We start from the raw sequence: 15,972 nt of genomic DNA on the forward strand, positions 1-15,972 counted from the left end.
TGTTGCCAGCACGCTGCCCGCAGGAACGAAACGATAAAAGTGGAGACCTTGATGACTACCCTCGAAGTACCACCGGCAACCGCACCGACGTACGCCGCGATGCATCCCGACGAATGGCAGGCACGCGTGCAACTCGCTGCGTGCTACCGCATCTTCGATATGCTCGGCTGGACCGAGATGATCTACAACCACATCACGCTGCGCGTGCCGGCGAGCGTCAGCGGCGGCGAACGGCACTTTCTGATCAACCCGTTCGGCCTGCACTACGGCGAGGTCACGGCGGGCAATCTCGTGAAGATCGACGCGCAAGGCCGCGTGCTCGACAATTCGCCTTATCCGGTGAATCCGGCAGGGTTCGTCGTGCACGCGGCGATTCACGAAGGCTTGCCCGATGCGCACTGCGTGATGCACACGCATACTACGGCCGGCGTCGCGGTCGCGTGCCTCGAAGACGGTTTGCAGCAAACCAACTTCTACAGCGCGCAATTGCACGACCGCATCGCGTATCACGACTTCGAAGGCATCACCGTGCATGCGGAAGAGGGGCCGCGCCTGCTCGCACATATCGGCAACAAGCAGGCGGTGATCCTGCGTAACCATGGTTTGCTCGCATGGGGTCACACGGTGCCGCAGACTTTCGCGGTGCTGTGGACGCTCAACCGCGCGTGCGAGATTCAGATGGCGACGTTTTCGATGGGCCGCGCGCGGCCAGTTCCCGAAGAGGTCGCGATCTGCTGCTCGCGCGACGCGTTGCAGTTCGATCCGCGTCATGGCGCGGGGCAGGATGTGTTCGATGCGCTGGTGCGGCGGGTGGACCGCATCGACGCCAGCTATAAAGATTGAGGCGAGGATAGAAGCGATGAAAGCAGGTATCTACGGTGCGGGCGCAATCGGCGGCTGGATGGGCGTGAAACTCGCGCAGGCCGGCCACGATGTGAGCGTGGTGGCGCGCGGCGCGACGCTTGCCGCCTTGCGGCAAAACGGCTTGCGCCTGATCGAACGCGGCGAGACGCATACCGTGAAGGTGAACGCAAGCGAGCAGCCGGCGGAACTCGGCGTGCAGGATCTCGTCGTGGTGGCGGTTAAAGGACCGGCAATGGCGTCGGTGGCCGCGCACATTGCACCGTTGCTGAACGCGCAGACGATCGTGCTCACCGCGATGAACGGCGTGCCGTGGTGGTTCTGCGACGGGCTCGGCCGCGACTTCGCCGGCAAGCGGCTCAAGTCGATCGATCCCGAAGGCGCGATTGCCGCTGCCATTCCGACCGCGCAGACGGTGGGTTGCGTCGTGCACGCCAGCTGTCTGATCGAATCGCCCGGCGTCATCAGGCACCATCAGGGCGATGGGCTGATCGTCGGCGAGGCGTCCGGGCAGCCGAGCGAGCGCGTCAAGGCGCTCACGGCGACGTTGGCCGCGGCGGGCTTCAATGCTTCGATGTCGGAGCAGATTCAGCGCGACGTCTGGTACAAGCTGTGGGGCAACATGACGATGAATCCGGTCAGCGCGATCACCGGCGCGACCACAGACCGGATTCTCAGCGACGAACTGGTGCGCGGCTTCGTCACGAGCATCATGTTGGAAGCCAAGGAGATCGGCGCGCGTTTCGGCATTCCGATCGAGCAGGCGCCGGCGGATCGCCACGAGGTCACGCTGAAACTCGGCGCGATGAAGACCTCGATGCTGCAAGACGTTCAGGCGGGCAAAGCGGTCGAACTCGATGCGCTGGTGGCCGCGGTGCGCGAGTTGGGGCAATTGACCGGCGTGCCGACACCCTATACGGACGCGTTGCTAGGCCTCGCGCGTTTGCATGCGAGCACGCTGGGGTTGTATCCGGGGCGTTGACGCGTGCTGGTCCGATGAGCCGTCCCACGTTGATTGCGCGGGACGGTTTTTTTATGCGCGCTTCACGCAGTCAAAGCGGAAGAAGATGGAAGCCGTGCCGCTTCGATCAGCGACAACGCCGTTTGCGTGTCGTTCAGTTCGGTCATACAAAGCAGCGCAAGGCGGGCGAGATACAACGGTGCTTGCGCTTCGCCTTCGTTGGTCAAGGTCTTGCAGAGTGTCGTGTAGACGACGTCGAGATCGCTATCGGTCATGTCGGTTCCCCTTGCGTTAGATCGTCAGGCTGGTCGTTACCGCAGCCAGCACGGCGGCCGCGCCGCCATTGCGCCATCGGGCGAGCACATGGCCGTCGGGCCGGATCAGATAGACGGTGCCGGGCGTGGCGTCGAGCATGTCATGCAGGCGGCCGGTGTGGTCGAATACAAGTGAATTGGCGTTGAGCGGCGCCGTGTCGGCTGTGACCACGGTGACCGTCTTGAACGGGATACGTTGTTCGCCAAGCGTGTGTTGAAGCTGTTCCCAGACGGTGTCGTGCGTGGCGTCGGCGCCGAAGCGGAGCGCGGTGAAACAGGGCCCTAGCAGATCCGTGAGATGGATATCTGCGCTGACGCCTTCGCACGCGCGTTTGAGTCTGCATTCCGGCAGCACAGCGCCAGGCGCCGGCCCGCTGGTGAATGCACCCGATGCATCGGCCGCAACCCGATTGAGCGGCGATTGAACATAGGCGATCGCATGCGTCTGCCGCGGATTGATCAAGGGCCGCACGGCGGGATGCCGCTCGGCAAGTCCGAGCACGGCATTGCGCATCAGGTCGAAGGCGAACGACGGCGGCGCCATGAATTCGGTGCTCTTCATCCCGTAGCTCAGGTTTTCGCGCGCCGCGAACGCGCGCTCGTCGCTGTAACTGTCGAGCAGACGAGCCGACGCAATGCCGTTGACGACGCAACCAAGTTTCCAGCCGAGATTGTCGGCGTCGTCGATGCCGGAATTCGCACCGCGCACGCCGAAAATCGGCACGAGATGCGCGGCGTCGCCGGCGAAGAGCACGCAGCCGTGGCGATAGCGCTCGAGCGTCAAGGCATTGGCTTTGTAGACGGTGATCCAGATCGGCGACCAGTCGCCGGTTTCGCCCATCGAATCGAGCACGCTCTGCACGCGCGGCATGACGTTTTCAGGCTGGACCGCGACGTCGGGGTCTTCGTCGTCGCGAAGCTGGTAGTCGATGCGCCAGACGTTGTCGGGCTGCTTGTGCACCAGCACCGTCGAGCCAGGATTGGACGGCGGATCGAAATAGGCGAGGCGTTCGGTGGGGCGTTCGCTCTTCAACTCGATATCGACGATCACGTAACGGCCTTCGTAGGTGGTGCCGGTGAGCTTGAGGCCGAGCGCGTCGCGAATCGTGCTGCGGCCGCCGTCGCACGCGACCACCCAGCCGGCGCGCATTTGCCATGCGGTGTCGGCGGTGCGCAGATCCAGCGTGGCGCCGCCCGCGCCGTCGTCACCGTGTTGCTCGATACCGGTCACGCGGGTTTGCCAGCGGATTTCGATCAGATCGGTGTGCTGTTCCACTTCATCGAGCAGCAACTGTTCGATCTGGTACTGCGCGATGTTGATCATCGGCGGCAGCGATTGCTCGTCGTCCTGATGCATCGAAAAACGGAACACTTCCGCTTCGCGGTAGAAGCTGCGTCCGCCGGTCCACGGCAAGCCTTTTTGCAGGAAGCCGTCCACCACGCCCAGCCGCTTGAAAATCTCCAGACTGCGCCGCGAGATGCAGATCGCGCGGCTGCCGGTGCATACGCCGTCGTCGGCTTCGATCAGCACCGAGCGCACGCCCTGGCGGGCCAGCGCGAGCGCCAGCGTCATGCCGACCGGACCGCCGCCGACAATCGCCACCGCGCGCTGCAACGGGTCGAATCCGTCGACCAGCGGCGGCACGATGCCGGCATAGTGACGAGGCGTGAACGGATAGGGTTTGAAGGTGCGGCTCATGCGTGTCTCCTGGATCTTCGCTGCAGATGATTGCCCGCCGGGGCTTGGGCGCTCTTCAGGGGCGGTGCGAATCGATCAGCGAAGTATGAAGGAGGGGCGGCCAGGGCCTGTCCTCATTTTGGGTACAGGGAGGGGTTGGCGCGCAGGCCGGAGGAGCGCCTGGCTTAGCCGGCCCCGGCCCCCGCCACGTGCGACGGCTGGCGCGTGTGCTGCAAGGTGGACGCGACCTGGCACTCTTCGATCATCGCGCGGAACGTCGGCGCCGCGTGCGAGGCGCCGCTCGCCCCCGTTTCGGCCCCGTCTTCCGATGAGTTGTCTCCAACGCCCACGATCACCGTCGCCCTCGGGCGCCATTCGCGGGTGCGCCGCAGCATATTGCGCAGATACGGCGGCCATTCCGGCGCGTCGAGCGAGACGATGCAGATGATCGGCGCGTCCTTGAAGCTCGGTTCGTCGGCATGCGCGCTACGATAACCCGAGTGGGTGGCCATCATCGGTGCAAGGCCCTGGCGCGCAAGCAATTGCACGGCGACCGCAGTGATCACTTCGTCGAACGCGCCGCGTCCGGGCACACAGAGCACCGAGGTCTTTCCGGTTGCCTGGTGCGTATGCGAGCGAGCCGGAATGTGACTGTCGTGCCGCTCCGAAAGATCAGCCGATGCCGAAGCCAATGCGGCTGCGGCGGATTCAGCCGGCTCCGGGCGCGACAGACGATCCGGCACGCCGTCCGCGATTTCCAGGTTCTCGACGATATCCACCAGCGCGTCGTTGATCCGCGCCAACTGCTCAGGCATCAGCACGCCGCGCAACGCATCGTTGCGGGCGAGCTTGAGCCCTTCCAGCGCGACTTTGTCGTAGTAATCGATCAACGACATCTCGCGCAGCAGCCGCTCGGCCTGCACGATCGCTTCATGTGGATCGTCCGCGAGCAACCGCTGATAGAAAGTCTGCGCGGGCGTGAGCGCCGGCTGGTCTCCCAGCAACACGGTCAGGAAGTTCAGCCGGTCGGCGTAACGGCCCAGCGTGACGACGCACAAGGTGAGCGGCGTCGACAGCACGAGCCCGATCGGCCCCCACAGCCAGCTCCAGAAAATTGCCGCCACCACTACAGCCAGAGGCGACAGGCCCGAGCGATGACCGTACAGCAACGGCTCGGCGATCTGTCCGGCAACCACGTCGACGACGATGAACAGGATCAGCGTGTAGACGGCCATGGTCCATTGCGGCTGGATCGCGGCGGCGAGAAACACGGCGAGTATCGCGGCGATCCAGATGCCGATGTACGGCACGAAGCGCAGCAACGCGGCGATCACGCCGAACAGTAGCGCGCCCGGCACGCCGATGATCGCAAGGCCGATGGCGATGGCGCCGCCCGCACTGAGGTTCACGCCCAGTTGCGCGACGAAGTAGCGGCTGAGCCGCCCGGCGGCATCGTTGATCGCGGTCGTGGTGCGATGCAGATCCCGCGAGCCGAAAAGACTGATCAAACGGTCGCGCAGATCTTCACGCTGCAGCAGGATGAAGATCGTCACGACCATCACGATGAAGCCGGTCTCGATCGGTGCGATTGCCGGTGACAACGCGCGTTGAGCAAGTTGCAGCGGAGTCGGCGACGGCTCGTGGACTTCAACGGGCGTCGGCACGGCCGGCGCATTGCGGGCGGCGCGTCCGGTGGGGCGCGGCGGGGTCGGCTTGCTCGGCGCGACGCGTTGCAACGTGGCGGCGGCGCGGCTCATCAGCGAATCGGCGCGCCCTACGGTCTTCTCCTGCACCGTCTCGATCTTCTGTTCGATGGCCTCCTGATACTGCGGAAGATCGTTTGCCAGTTGCACGAGCTGCGCGCCGATCAGGCCGCCGACGGCCAGCAACGTGGACAGGGCGAACAGCACCGCGATAAAGATCGACGGCAACTGGCCCATGTGCAGCCGCCGCAACGCCTGCACCAGCGGCGCAAGCAGAAAGCTGAGCAGCACCGACAGCGTGATCGGGATCAGCACCGCGCGCCCGAAGTAGAGCGCGCAAACCACCACCACGCCGGTGATTATCGAGGCCAAACCATGCAGGCCGGGCGTTCCTGGCGGGTATACGCGGTTCGGCCGCCCATGCGGCGGTAACGATAGTTTCATGAGCACACTTTCCGATGTAGTTGCGTGGGGGGCTTTATCGAGCGCGCGCGCGGAGGGAGCTGCGGCAGCCGATAGAGAGCGTCAGCAATTCGTATGCCTGGATTGTAGGCGTTTTGACGGGCGGCGGTCTCATCCCATATGCAGCCGCAACAGTTCGAACAGTAGCGAGCTTGCATACAGCAACAAGCCGATGAAGCCGCCGACGATCGTCCCGTTGATACGGATGTACTGCAAATCCTTGCCGATGTTCAGTTCGACCTGCCGTGACATTTCGCGTGCGTCCCAGTTCTTCACCGTGTCGCTGATGTGGCGCGTGAGGAATTTAGCGAAGTCCGGCGCCATTGCGCGCGCCGCTTCTTCGAGGTGGTCGTTCAGCGATTGGCGCAGTGCCGGATCGTGCGCCAGTTCGCGGCCCACCCATTGGCCCATCGCGACCACTCTCGCATGCAACGCCGATTCGCTGCTCTCCAGATCGCGCTTGAGCCAGGCGCGCAATTCGCCCCACATGTCTTTCACGTAGGTGCTGAGGGCGTCGCCTTCCACCAGGTAGCGTTTCAGTTCCTCGCCTTTTTGCAGGTAAGCCGGATCCGCTTTGAGCCTCGCGATCAGCCGTTGCACGACGTCGTCGAACTTCTGACGCAACTGATGGGCCGGGTTCTTGCTGATCTGCTCGAGCATTCGGTTTACCACGTTGGCGATCGTTTCGGCGCCTTTTTCGCCGATCCACGCGGACGGCAGGATTTTTTCCATGGCCGGATATTCGCTTTTGAACCAATCGACGATGCGCTCAGCGATGAATTCACGCGCCTGCGGCTCGCGCAGCAGCGCCACCACCTGCTCGATGCCGGCGTCGAGCAATTCCTGATGACGGCCGTCTTTGGTCAGCGTGTCGAGAATCGAGCCCATCGATTGGGATAGATCCACTTTCGCGAGCACGTCGCGCAGCGCGTCCTTGATGAAGACCTGGATGCGCACGTCGTCGGTCAACTCGAGAATGCCGCCCGTCAGTTTGACGACGTAGTTGCCCAAACGCTCGGTGTTGGCCGGCGTGGTGAGCCAGGACGTAATGCTTTGCGCCGGGTTGTGTTTCTGGATCAGCCCGACGATCGACGACACATCCAGAAACTTGTCCTGCACGAAGACCGCGAGGTTGTCGGCGATCTTGTGCTTGTTTCTCGGAATGATGGCCGTGTGCGCGGACACGACCGGGATCGGCACGCGGCGAAACAGCGCGACCACTGCGAACCAGTCGGCGAGCGCGCCGACCATCGCGGCCTCGGAGACCGCTTTGATCCCGTCGATCCAGATGCCGCGCGGCATGAAAGCGGTCACGACGAAAATGCAGGCCGCGGCCAGCAGCAACAGCAACGGGTTGCGCTTGGCCTTTTTCAGCTCGATCTCTTTGTTCATGGGCAGCGGGGTTGGTTCGATTGGCATGATGCGGTGCGATTGATGCTTGACGCGCGCGTCCGGAAACGCGAGTGTAGCGCCGCGGTTCTGGCAGTGTGTTCCTCGCCAGGGGCATTGTTAGTCCCGATGGCGCGGTAACATCCACGGTTAGACTGCGAAGCGACGATGGCAATGAACAGAATGGAGGCACAGTGATCAGGTTTCTGCACACCGCGGACTGGCAGATAGGCACGCAATTCGGCCAGTTCGAGCCGGACGAAGCCGCGCACCTCGCGGAAGCGCGCTTCGAGACCGTGCGCCGGATCGCCGCGCAAGCAACGGCGCGCAAGGTCGACGCCGTCCTGGTCGCGGGCGACGTGTTCGATCAGCAAACCGCATCGGACACGGTGATCCGCCGTTTGTTCGGCGCGCTGCAAGCGTTCTCCGGCCCCTGGATCATGTTGCCGGGCAATCACGATGCCGCGCTGGTCGAAAGCGTCTGGACCCGCGCGCAGCGTCTGAACTGCATTGCGCCGAACGTGCGGGTCGTGCTCGAACCCGGCGTGGTGGCGCTCGACGCCTGCCAATGCGCTTTGCTATGCGCGCCGCTCACGCAACGCATCACCTACGACGACACCACCGCCTTTTTCGACGCAACCGAAACGCTGCCCGGCTATTGCCGCGTGGGGCTCGCGCACGGCAGCGTCAGCGGGATCTTGCAGGACGGCATCGATTCGTCGAATCCGATCGCGCCGACGCGTGCGGCGACCGCGCGTCTCGACTATCTCGCGCTCGGCGACTGGCACGGTCACTTTCGCGTCAACGAGCGTACCTGGTATGCCGGCACGCACGAGCAGGACCGCTTCCGCGCCAACGATCCTGGCTTCATGCTCGACGTCACGCTGACGGAGCCGGGCGCGTTGCCGGCGGTCGAGCCGGTGCGGGTCGGCAAATATCAATGGCATCGGTGGGAGGCAGTGATTTCGGTGCCGACCGATGTGGACTCGCTGAAGGCGCGGCTCGCCGCGCTGGACGCCACCGACGTGCTGCGGCTGGTCGTGAGCGGCACGGCCGCGCTGGCCGAGGCCGAAGCGATTCACGTCGCAGTGGAAGAGGCCCGCGCACGCGTGCGTGCGTTGCGTGTCGATCTGGGCGGCCTGCACGTGCTGCCCACCGCTGACGACCTCGCCGAGCTCGGCGCGCAAAGCGGTTACCTCGCGAAGGTGGTGGCGCGTCTGCGTGGCTTGCAGGAAGACCCGCAGGCCGACCCGCAACAAGCGACGCGAGCCGCGGAGGCGTTGCTGCTTCTTGCACGTTTTCAACGTGAACTGCCGCGCGAAGCGAGGTCCGCATGAAGCTGGAAAGTATCGCGATTCAGGAGTTCAAGCAGTTCACCGGCCGGCTCGTCATCGACGATTTGCAACCCGGGCTCAATCTGTTCACCGGCCCCAACGAGGCAGGCAAGAGCACGATCGCCGAGGCCGTGCGGACGGTGTTCCTCGAGCGCTATAAGGCGTCGCATCTGAAAGACTTGCTGCCATGGGGCAAGGCGAGCGGGCAGCCGTCGGTGGAAGTGACGTTCGACCTCGACGGCACCGCGTGCAAGCTGTCGAAGCACTTCGTCACGCGGCAGCGCTGCGATCTGAGCATCGGTCAGGCTGTGTTCGGCGAAGACGAAGCCGAAGACAAGCTTGCCGCGTTACTCGGGTTTTCGCGTCCGGCGCGTGGGCCGCTCAAGGCCGAGAACGCCGGCGTGCCGGGTTTGTTGTGGGTGCAACAAGGCGGCACGCAGGAGGTGCGCGATTCGACCGGCCACGCGGCACAGTATCTGCGCGATGCGCTGTCGCAGCTATCGGGAAGCAATGAATCGGCGGGCGAGGATGCGTTGATCGCCGCCGTGCAGCGCGAGCTTCGTCAGTTGCTGACCGCGCGCACGCAGAAATCCACTGGGCCGCTGGCCGACGCCGAGCAGGCATTGACGGCGCTGACTGCCGAGCGCGATGAGCTGGAACAGCAGCGTCTGCAGTTTGAGGAGAACATTGCGCGTCTAGCCACGCAGCAGGAAGCCTTCGACGATGCGCAACGCAAGCGGCCCTGGGCGCTGCACGAGCAGAAGGCGGTGCTGGCGCAACAGCGCGCCGATGCCGCGGCGGAACTCGAACGCAGTCTTCAGGGGCTTGCGCAGTCGCTGCAAGTGAACGAGGCGGAGCTGGCGTTGTCGTTGCAGCAGGAGCAGGGCGCGACGGAACTGGAGGCCGCAATTTCCCGCGAGCGGCAACAACTCGACGCCGCGCGAGCCGGCGTGCTGACTGCCCAGAATGAGCATGGCGATGCGGTGGCGCGTGTTGCGCAGTTGGAGCAGGCGTATGGCGATGCCAGCCGTGTGCTTGAACTGGCTAACGCCGCCGTCATGGCGGGCGATCTGCGCAGTCAGATTGCTCTGCATCGTGCGGAAAGCGAGCGGCTCGAAGCGGCTATTGCCGCGGCCGGCAAGGCGAACGAGGCCGTTCTCGAGGCAACACGTGCAGCGGCCGCGCTTGAAATCGACGCGACGCAACTGAAACGGCTGCAATCGCTCGATAGCGAATTGACGGTGCTGCGCGCGCGAACCGATGCTGCGATGACACGCATCGAATACCGGCTGAACGGCGCGATCACGGTCGGCGATGCGCAGGTGACCGGCGAGGGCGTGCTGCGTCTCGACGAGGAGAAGTTGATCGGTCTCGGCGATCTCGGCGAATTGCGCGTGATCCCGGGTGTGTCCGATCTGTCCGCGCAGCTCACTGAACTGGCGTCGCTCGAATCTCAGCATGCTCAACTTTTGAAGACGCTGGGTGTGGCGTCGCTGGGCGAAGCGCAGGCGCGCCATGAGCAGTGGAAGACGCTCGTCGCGCAGCAGAAAAGCCAGGCGAAAATTCTCGAAGTGCACGCGCCACAGGGTATCGACGCGCTGCGCGCCGCGTTGGCTTCGGCAGCCGCACGGTTGGAGACATCGAATGAGCGTCTGGCGATGTTGCCCGATGTTTCCGCCGCGCTGCCGCCCGACGATGCACGCCGCGCTGCCGACATCGCTCGCGATGCGTTGGAAGCCGCCAGAAAAGTGCTGGCGCAGGCCGCGGAAAACCGCTCGACCGCGACGGCCACGACCGAATCGCTCGCCGGGCAGCTGCAACGCAAAGAGCAGCAAATGCAAGACGAAGCGTTTTGCCGCAACCGTGCGCAGTGGCAGACGAAAATCGTCGAGCAACGCGTGCAGGTGGAGGTGTTGAAAAAGCAGCTCGAAGGACGCGAGCGCGAACTGGAGGCGGCGCGCCTCGATGATCCGGCGGCTGAGGCGAAGCGCTACCGGGCGTCGGCTGAACTCGCGCGCAACGAGCAGCACGAGCGGCAACTGCGGATTGCGGAATTGCGCAGTCAACTGGAAACGGTCGGCGCCTCCGGGCTTGGCGAGCGTCTCGCGGCTGTGGAGGCAGCGGTGGAGCAGGCCACTCGCCGCAGGGACGAACTGAGTTTGCGGGCGAGCGCATTGAGTTTGCTCGACGAGGTGTTGGTCGACGAGCGCGATACGGCTGTGGCGCAATTGCGTGCGCCGCTGACCGAGCGGCTCGGGCACTATCTGAAGCGGATTTTCCCGCAGTCGACGATCGCACTCGGCGACGATCTGAGTCCCGCGACTTTGGAGCGCGACGGTCGCGCCGATACGCTCGATGCATTGAGCTTCGGCACCCGCGAGCAACTCGGTATTCTGACGCGGCTGGCGTATGCGGATTTGTTGAAGGCTTCAGGCCGCCCCACGTTGCTGATGCTCGACGACGCCGCTGTGCACACCGACGCCGCGCGGCGCGATGCAATCAAACGCGCGTTGATCGATGCCGCGACGCGGCATCAGATTCTGGTGTTCACGTGCCATCCGGAGCTTTGGGACGATCTTGGTGTGAGACAGCGGGCGCTTGAGGATTTGAGGGTGGCGGCTTAGGGCGCGGTGCGGTGGTTAGGGGACGTGCGCCTAGGTAAGCCTCGAAAGCACGCTTCGATTCACTCATACCACCGCGGCGTATAAACCCACTCACGACCATCGTCACCACGCGCAAAGCCCCGCGTTGTCGACGAACCGACGATCACCATCGTCCGCATATCCACATCGGAGGAACGCAGTTCGCCGAGCGTGGTCGTACGCAGCGTGCCGCCCGCTCTGCCGACATCGCGCCCGAGCACCACTTTCGTAGCCGCGGCGCGATATTCCCGCACGATATCCAGCGCCTTATCCAGCTGCCACGGTCGCGCGCGCGAGATCGGGTTATAGAACGCCATCACGAGATCCGCTTCGGCCGCGTGCCTGAGGCGTTTTTCGATGATCGTCCAGGGCTTCAGGTTATCGGATAGCGAGAGCATGCAGAAGTCATGTCCCAGCGGCGCGCCGGCTTGCGCCGCAGTGGCCATTGCCGCGGACACGCCCGGTACGATCGAAAGCTCGACTGCTGCCCAGTCGGTGTGCTCCGCGCCTTCCAGCGCTTCAAGCACCGCAGCCGCCATCGCGAACACGCCTGGATCGCCCGACGACACCATCACCACCGATCGTCCCGTGCTCGCCAGTTCGAACGCATGACGCGCGCGTTGCATTTCCTCGCGATTGTCCGTGCCATGCACGCGTTGATCGGCGCGCAACGGGCCGGCCATTTTCACGTAGGTGTCGTAGCCGAGGATATCGGTCGCCTCGTTGAGCGCCGTGCGCGCCGCGGGCACCATCAGATCGGCGCTGCCCGGACCGAGACCGATCACCGTGAGGCGGCCGCGCGCACGGCCAATGCTGTCGGGATCGATAGCAAGCGGGGCCAGCGCCAGCGCAATGCCCGCGTTGGCGTCGTCGTGCAGCGTTTCGTAGGGGATGCGCAGTGCGGCATGCAGCACATTGCGCGGCGGCTCGCCATCTTCCGGGCGCGTTTGAGCGAACCGCAGCGGCACGTTCAAACTCGCGGCGGCTTCGGCGAGCGCCGGGTCGGTCATCCGTTCCGACGCTGCCAGCAGCGCCGCCAGCGAAAGCGCCGCGAGACCGTGCGTATCCAACGCTTCGCGCACATGCCCGGCGATCTGTGCGCCCGAACCCGAACCTGTTAGCGCTGCAACCACACTACGCGGATGAATCACCAACTCGTCGGCATCGCCATGCCATGCACGCGGCGTCACACGAATCGCCAGACGCGCCGAGCTCGAACGCGGCAATTGCGCATCATCGAGCCACGGCGCTTCGCCTTCGATTCGCGTGCTTTCACCTGCCAGCAGATCCGACACGAAACGCTTGCCCTGCGCGAGGTCGGCCAACGCATAGCCTTCAGGCGGATTGAGCACGCAGGTACCGAAGCGCAGTTCGCCGCTCGTCGTGATCGCGGGCGGCACGGCCAGCGCGGCGGCGATTTCGCGCGCCATCACGTTGACGCCCGCGAGTCCGCCGAGCAGCGGCACGACCGCGCTGCCGTCTTCGGCGACGGCCAGTACCGGCGGTTCGACGCCCTTGTTCGACAGCAGCGGCGCGACGCAGCGAATCACGATGCCGGCCGCGCACAGCGCGACGATCGGCGTGCCGCGCGCATACAGCTCACCCAGATGCGCACCGAGTTCAATGTACGAGACGTCGGCTTCGACACGCCCCTGTAAAGCGTGCACCTGCGCACCGGCATACAGCGCCTGCACGCGCCGCGCGGTCGCCAACGCGCCCGCGCCGAGAATCACGATCGCGGGCGGCATCATCCTTGCCATTTTTCCCCCGGCACCACGAGCAGCGAAAAATACGGCGACGCCATCGGATCGACTTCCGCGAGCGGCACGATGCGCTGATTGCCCATCGTTGCGCGTTCGACGTAGAGCGCGCGATCCGCGAGACCGAGTTCGCCCAGCACGCGCCGCACCTTGTCGAAATTGCGGCCGAGTTTCATCACGACGGCGGCGTCGGCATCGGCGAGACGCCGGCGCAATTCGTCTTCGGGCAACACGCCGGAAAGCACCGACAAACTCTGATTGCGATACACCAGCGGCGAGCCGAGCACGGCTGCGCCGCCGAGCATCGAGCACACGCCCGGCACCACTTCGGCTTCGAAGCGCGCGGCGAGCCGGTCGTGCAGATACATATACGAGCCGTAGAAAAACGGATCGCCTTCGCAGATCACCGCGACATCGCGGCCCGCGTCTAGATGAGCAGCGACGATTCCGGCGGCGGTGTCGTAGAAGTCGGCGATGATCGCTTCATACGAGAGCGGCGGTTCGAGCGCTTCGGTCGTGACCGGATAGACGAGCGGCAGATGCTGTTGCGTGTCGTTCAGATGCGCTTCGATGATGCTGAACGCGTTGCCTTTCTTGCCCTTCGCCACGAAATACGCGACCACCGGCGCGGCTTTCAGCAGCCGCAGCGCTTTCAGCGTGATCAGTTCCGGGTCGCCGGGACCGACGCCGAGTCCGAACAAACGTCCTTGCGCGCTCATTTACTCGACCTCCGTAGCCAGCGCATTGACGGCGGCGGCGGCCATCGCACTGCCGCCGCGTCTGCCGTGGACCACCACGTAGGGCACGCCGCGGCTGTCTTCTGCGAGCAGCGCTTTCGATTCCGCCGCGCCGACGAAGCCGACCGGAAAACCGAGAATCAACGCGGGCTTTGGCGCGCCGGCATCGAGCATGTCGAGCAGATGAAAGAGGGCAGTCGGCGCATTGCCGATCACGACGACGCTGCCCGCCAGATGCGGACGCCACAATTCGAGCGCGGCGGCCGAACGCGTGTTGCCGAGTTCGCGCGCCAACGACGGCACGTCCATATGCGTAAGCGTGCAGATCACTTCGTTATTCGCGGGCAGTCGTGCTCGCGTAATGCCTTGCGCGACCATGCCCGCATCGCACAGAATCGGCGCGCCTTGCGCCAGCGCCGTGCGGCCCGCGGTGCCTGCGCCTGCGGAAAAACTCAGATCGTCGATCACGTCGACCATCCCGCAGGCGTGGATCACGCGCACGGCGAGTTTCTCGAGGTCGGCGGGGATGCGCGACAGATCGGCCTCGGCGCGAATCGTCGCGAAGGATTGGCGATAGATCTCCTGACCGTCGCGAATGTAATCAAGCATCTAAAGGGCTCCGGGCCAATTGTTCGAGCATGTCGGCGGCCTGTTCGATCGTCAGTTGGTGCGCGACGCACTCGCCGAAATCCGCCGAGGTGTCGCGTCGATAAAGGTCGTACGTGCCGGGCGCCACGGCCAGCAGCGTGTACGGCGCGCAATGCGCGGCGGCGCACGAGCGCGGGCAGCCGCTCAGATGGACGTCGACGCCGTCGGGCAAGCGAGCGGCTAATTGCAGCGCGTCGGCTTTGGTGTCGGCGAGACTTTTTGCGCAACCGGTCGAGCCGGCGCAGGCGATCAGACGTGTGATGGGCTGCGCGGGATCGCACGCAAGGCCTAACGCGTTCAGTTCAGCAAGCACGGCCGGCACGGCGTCCGCAGTGATATCGGGCAGCAGCACGCTTTGCCAGGGCGTCATGCGCATTGTGCCGTTGCCTTGCTGCCGAGCCAGCGCGGCGAGGCCGTGCAAGGTCGCGGCGTCGAGGCGTCCGAGCGGCGGATGGCCGCCCACGTGCCACGTTCCCACTACGCGTTGAGCGTGTGCGCCGAGCCGCAGCGCGGCATCGGCAGGCGCGCCGCGCTGCCAGTCGGCGAGCGACGCGTCGCGTGACAGCGGGAAATCGACATACGTTTGAGCGTGCTGCAATACCGCGCCGACGGAATGCGTGGCGAGCAGATGGCGTATGCGCGTGGCGTCGGCGGCGGCCAGATCGAGAAACGTGTGCAGAAGCGCGCGAACCAGTTGGACGACTTGCGACGGCAGGACGGCGGCGAGGGCGCTTGCACGCGACGCGTCAGTAGCGAACTCGCTCGCGCGAGCCACATGTACGGCCGCCGCATTGGCCGCCGTGGGCGGACATCCCGCTAATCCAAAGACAAATCTCACGCCGTCGTGCGCCTGCGTCGCCGCGAGCCACACATCATGCGGATGATCGAGCCTGGCAAGACGTTCGCCGCCGTCGAGCAGCAAGGCGAATTTCGGCGACAGCGCTGCAAAACGCGTTTCGCTTTGCAACAGCGCGAGAAGCTCGGCGGTCAGCGAAGTGGTGTCGTACAGCGCGAACGGATCGCGTCCCGCTGCGGGGCTGATCATCACGTTGCGCACGTCATCGGCAGCGGATACTGCAGAAGCCGACCAGGTGGCAGCATCTACGCCGCCACTCGCAGGAGCCGGCCCGAGACCGGCCGACACCAAAGCCGCAATCAACGCCGCTTCCTGCCCGTCCCGCACGCCGCGCACCTGCAGATTCGCACGGTTTGTCACTTCGATCACACCGGTGGCATGCCGCTGGCTCGCCTCGGCGATCGCGGCAGCCTGCGCGGCACTCAATGCGCCGCCGGGCAATTTGATCCGGCAAATCCCGCCATCGCGCGCGGCGACAATGCGCAGCAGCCCCGGACAAGCCGAAGGCCGCGGCGCTCGGGCAGCGGTAAACGAAGCAGCGGAAGACGCAGCGTGATTCAATACGGACACCGGGTTTAGCGTCGCGCGACGGCCCGAGCACCGCCCTGGCGGGCATTGCTGCGGCAT

The 15,972-nt window shown here is 64.9% G+C and carries 12 protein-coding genes; 4 read left to right on the forward strand and 8 right to left on the reverse strand.

All coding sequences use genetic code 11. From position 1 onward, the window contains the following. Nucleotides 1-51: 51 nt before the first annotated feature. Together WN982_RS29350 and WN982_RS29355 are read left to right on the forward strand one after the other, a co-directional pair. Nucleotides 52-843: a class II aldolase/adducin family protein gene (locus tag WN982_RS29350; RefSeq protein WP_341319068.1), complete on the forward strand. Its 792-nt coding sequence runs from the start codon at nt 52-54 to the stop codon at nt 841-843. Between the two features lie 16 nt (nt 844-859). Then, complete coding sequence (locus WN982_RS29355; RefSeq protein ID WP_341319069.1) at nt 860-1,843, forward strand: 2-dehydropantoate 2-reductase; 984 nt, start codon at nt 860-862, stop codon at nt 1,841-1,843. Between the two features lie 62 nt (nt 1,844-1,905). On the opposite strand, the gene WN982_RS29360 is transcribed toward WN982_RS29355, so the two are convergent. The 4 genes from WN982_RS29360 to WN982_RS29375 form a co-directional block, all read right to left on the reverse strand. Continuing rightward, complete coding sequence (locus tag WN982_RS29360) at nt 1,906-2,097, reverse strand: hypothetical protein (RefSeq protein ID WP_341319070.1); 192 nt, start codon at nt 2,095-2,097, stop codon at nt 1,906-1,908. A 16-nt stretch (nt 2,098-2,113) separates the two neighbouring features. Next, nucleotides 2,114-3,835, reverse strand: coding sequence for an FAD-dependent oxidoreductase (locus WN982_RS29365; RefSeq protein ID WP_341319071.1), 1,722 nt, complete (start codon nt 3,833-3,835; stop codon nt 2,114-2,116). A gap of 164 nt (nt 3,836-3,999) precedes the next feature. Beyond that, a complete protein-coding gene (locus tag WN982_RS29370) occupies nt 4,000-5,961 on the reverse strand; it encodes an AI-2E family transporter (RefSeq protein ID WP_341319072.1) in 1,962 nt (653 codons plus the stop codon). Nucleotides 5,962-6,090: 129 nt separating this feature from the next. Then, entirely contained in the window at nt 6,091-7,371 is a 1,281-nt protein-coding gene (locus tag WN982_RS29375) for a DUF445 domain-containing protein (RefSeq protein ID WP_341319460.1), read from the reverse strand. 191 nt (nt 7,372-7,562) lie between these two features. On the opposite strand from WN982_RS29375, the gene WN982_RS29380 reads away from it, so the two are divergent. Together WN982_RS29380 and WN982_RS29385 are read left to right on the forward strand one after the other, a co-directional pair. Then, complete coding sequence (locus WN982_RS29380; RefSeq protein WP_341319073.1) at nt 7,563-8,705, forward strand: DNA repair exonuclease; 1,143 nt, start codon at nt 7,563-7,565, stop codon at nt 8,703-8,705. Then, nucleotides 8,702-11,326, forward strand: coding sequence for an AAA family ATPase (locus WN982_RS29385; RefSeq protein ID WP_341319074.1), 2,625 nt, complete (start codon nt 8,702-8,704; stop codon nt 11,324-11,326). The genes WN982_RS29380 and WN982_RS29385 overlap by 4 nt, the downstream gene beginning before the upstream one ends. A gap of 59 nt (nt 11,327-11,385) precedes the next feature. Here the strand turns inward: WN982_RS29385 and cobJ are convergent, their stop codons facing one another. The 4 genes from cobJ to cobG are packed head-to-tail and all read right to left on the reverse strand — an operon-like array spanning nt 11,386 to nt 15,915. Continuing rightward, nucleotides 11,386-13,095 (reverse strand): precorrin-3B C(17)-methyltransferase, encoded by a 1,710-nt coding sequence (cobJ, locus tag WN982_RS29390; RefSeq protein WP_341319461.1) that lies wholly within the window; start codon nt 13,093-13,095, stop codon nt 11,386-11,388. Then, the gene (locus WN982_RS29395; RefSeq protein WP_341319075.1) at nt 13,092-13,823 is read right to left on the reverse strand and encodes a precorrin-2 C(20)-methyltransferase; all 732 of its coding nucleotides are present in this window, start codon (nt 13,821-13,823) and stop codon (nt 13,092-13,094) included. Before WN982_RS29395 ends, cobJ begins: the two co-directional genes overlap by 4 nt. Further along, nucleotides 13,824-14,450 (reverse strand): precorrin-8X methylmutase, encoded by a 627-nt coding sequence (locus WN982_RS29400; protein ID WP_341319076.1) that lies wholly within the window; start codon nt 14,448-14,450, stop codon nt 13,824-13,826. It abuts the gene before it with no gap. After that, nucleotides 14,443-15,915, reverse strand: coding sequence for a precorrin-3B synthase (cobG, locus tag WN982_RS29405; RefSeq protein WP_341319077.1), 1,473 nt, complete (start codon nt 15,913-15,915; stop codon nt 14,443-14,445). Before cobG ends, WN982_RS29400 begins: the two co-directional genes overlap by 8 nt. Nucleotides 15,916-15,972 lie beyond the last annotated feature (57 nt).

The sequence above is a fragment of the Paraburkholderia sp. IMGN_8 genome, from assembly GCF_038050405.1.
GTDB lineage: Bacteria > Pseudomonadota > Gammaproteobacteria > Burkholderiales > Burkholderiaceae > Paraburkholderia.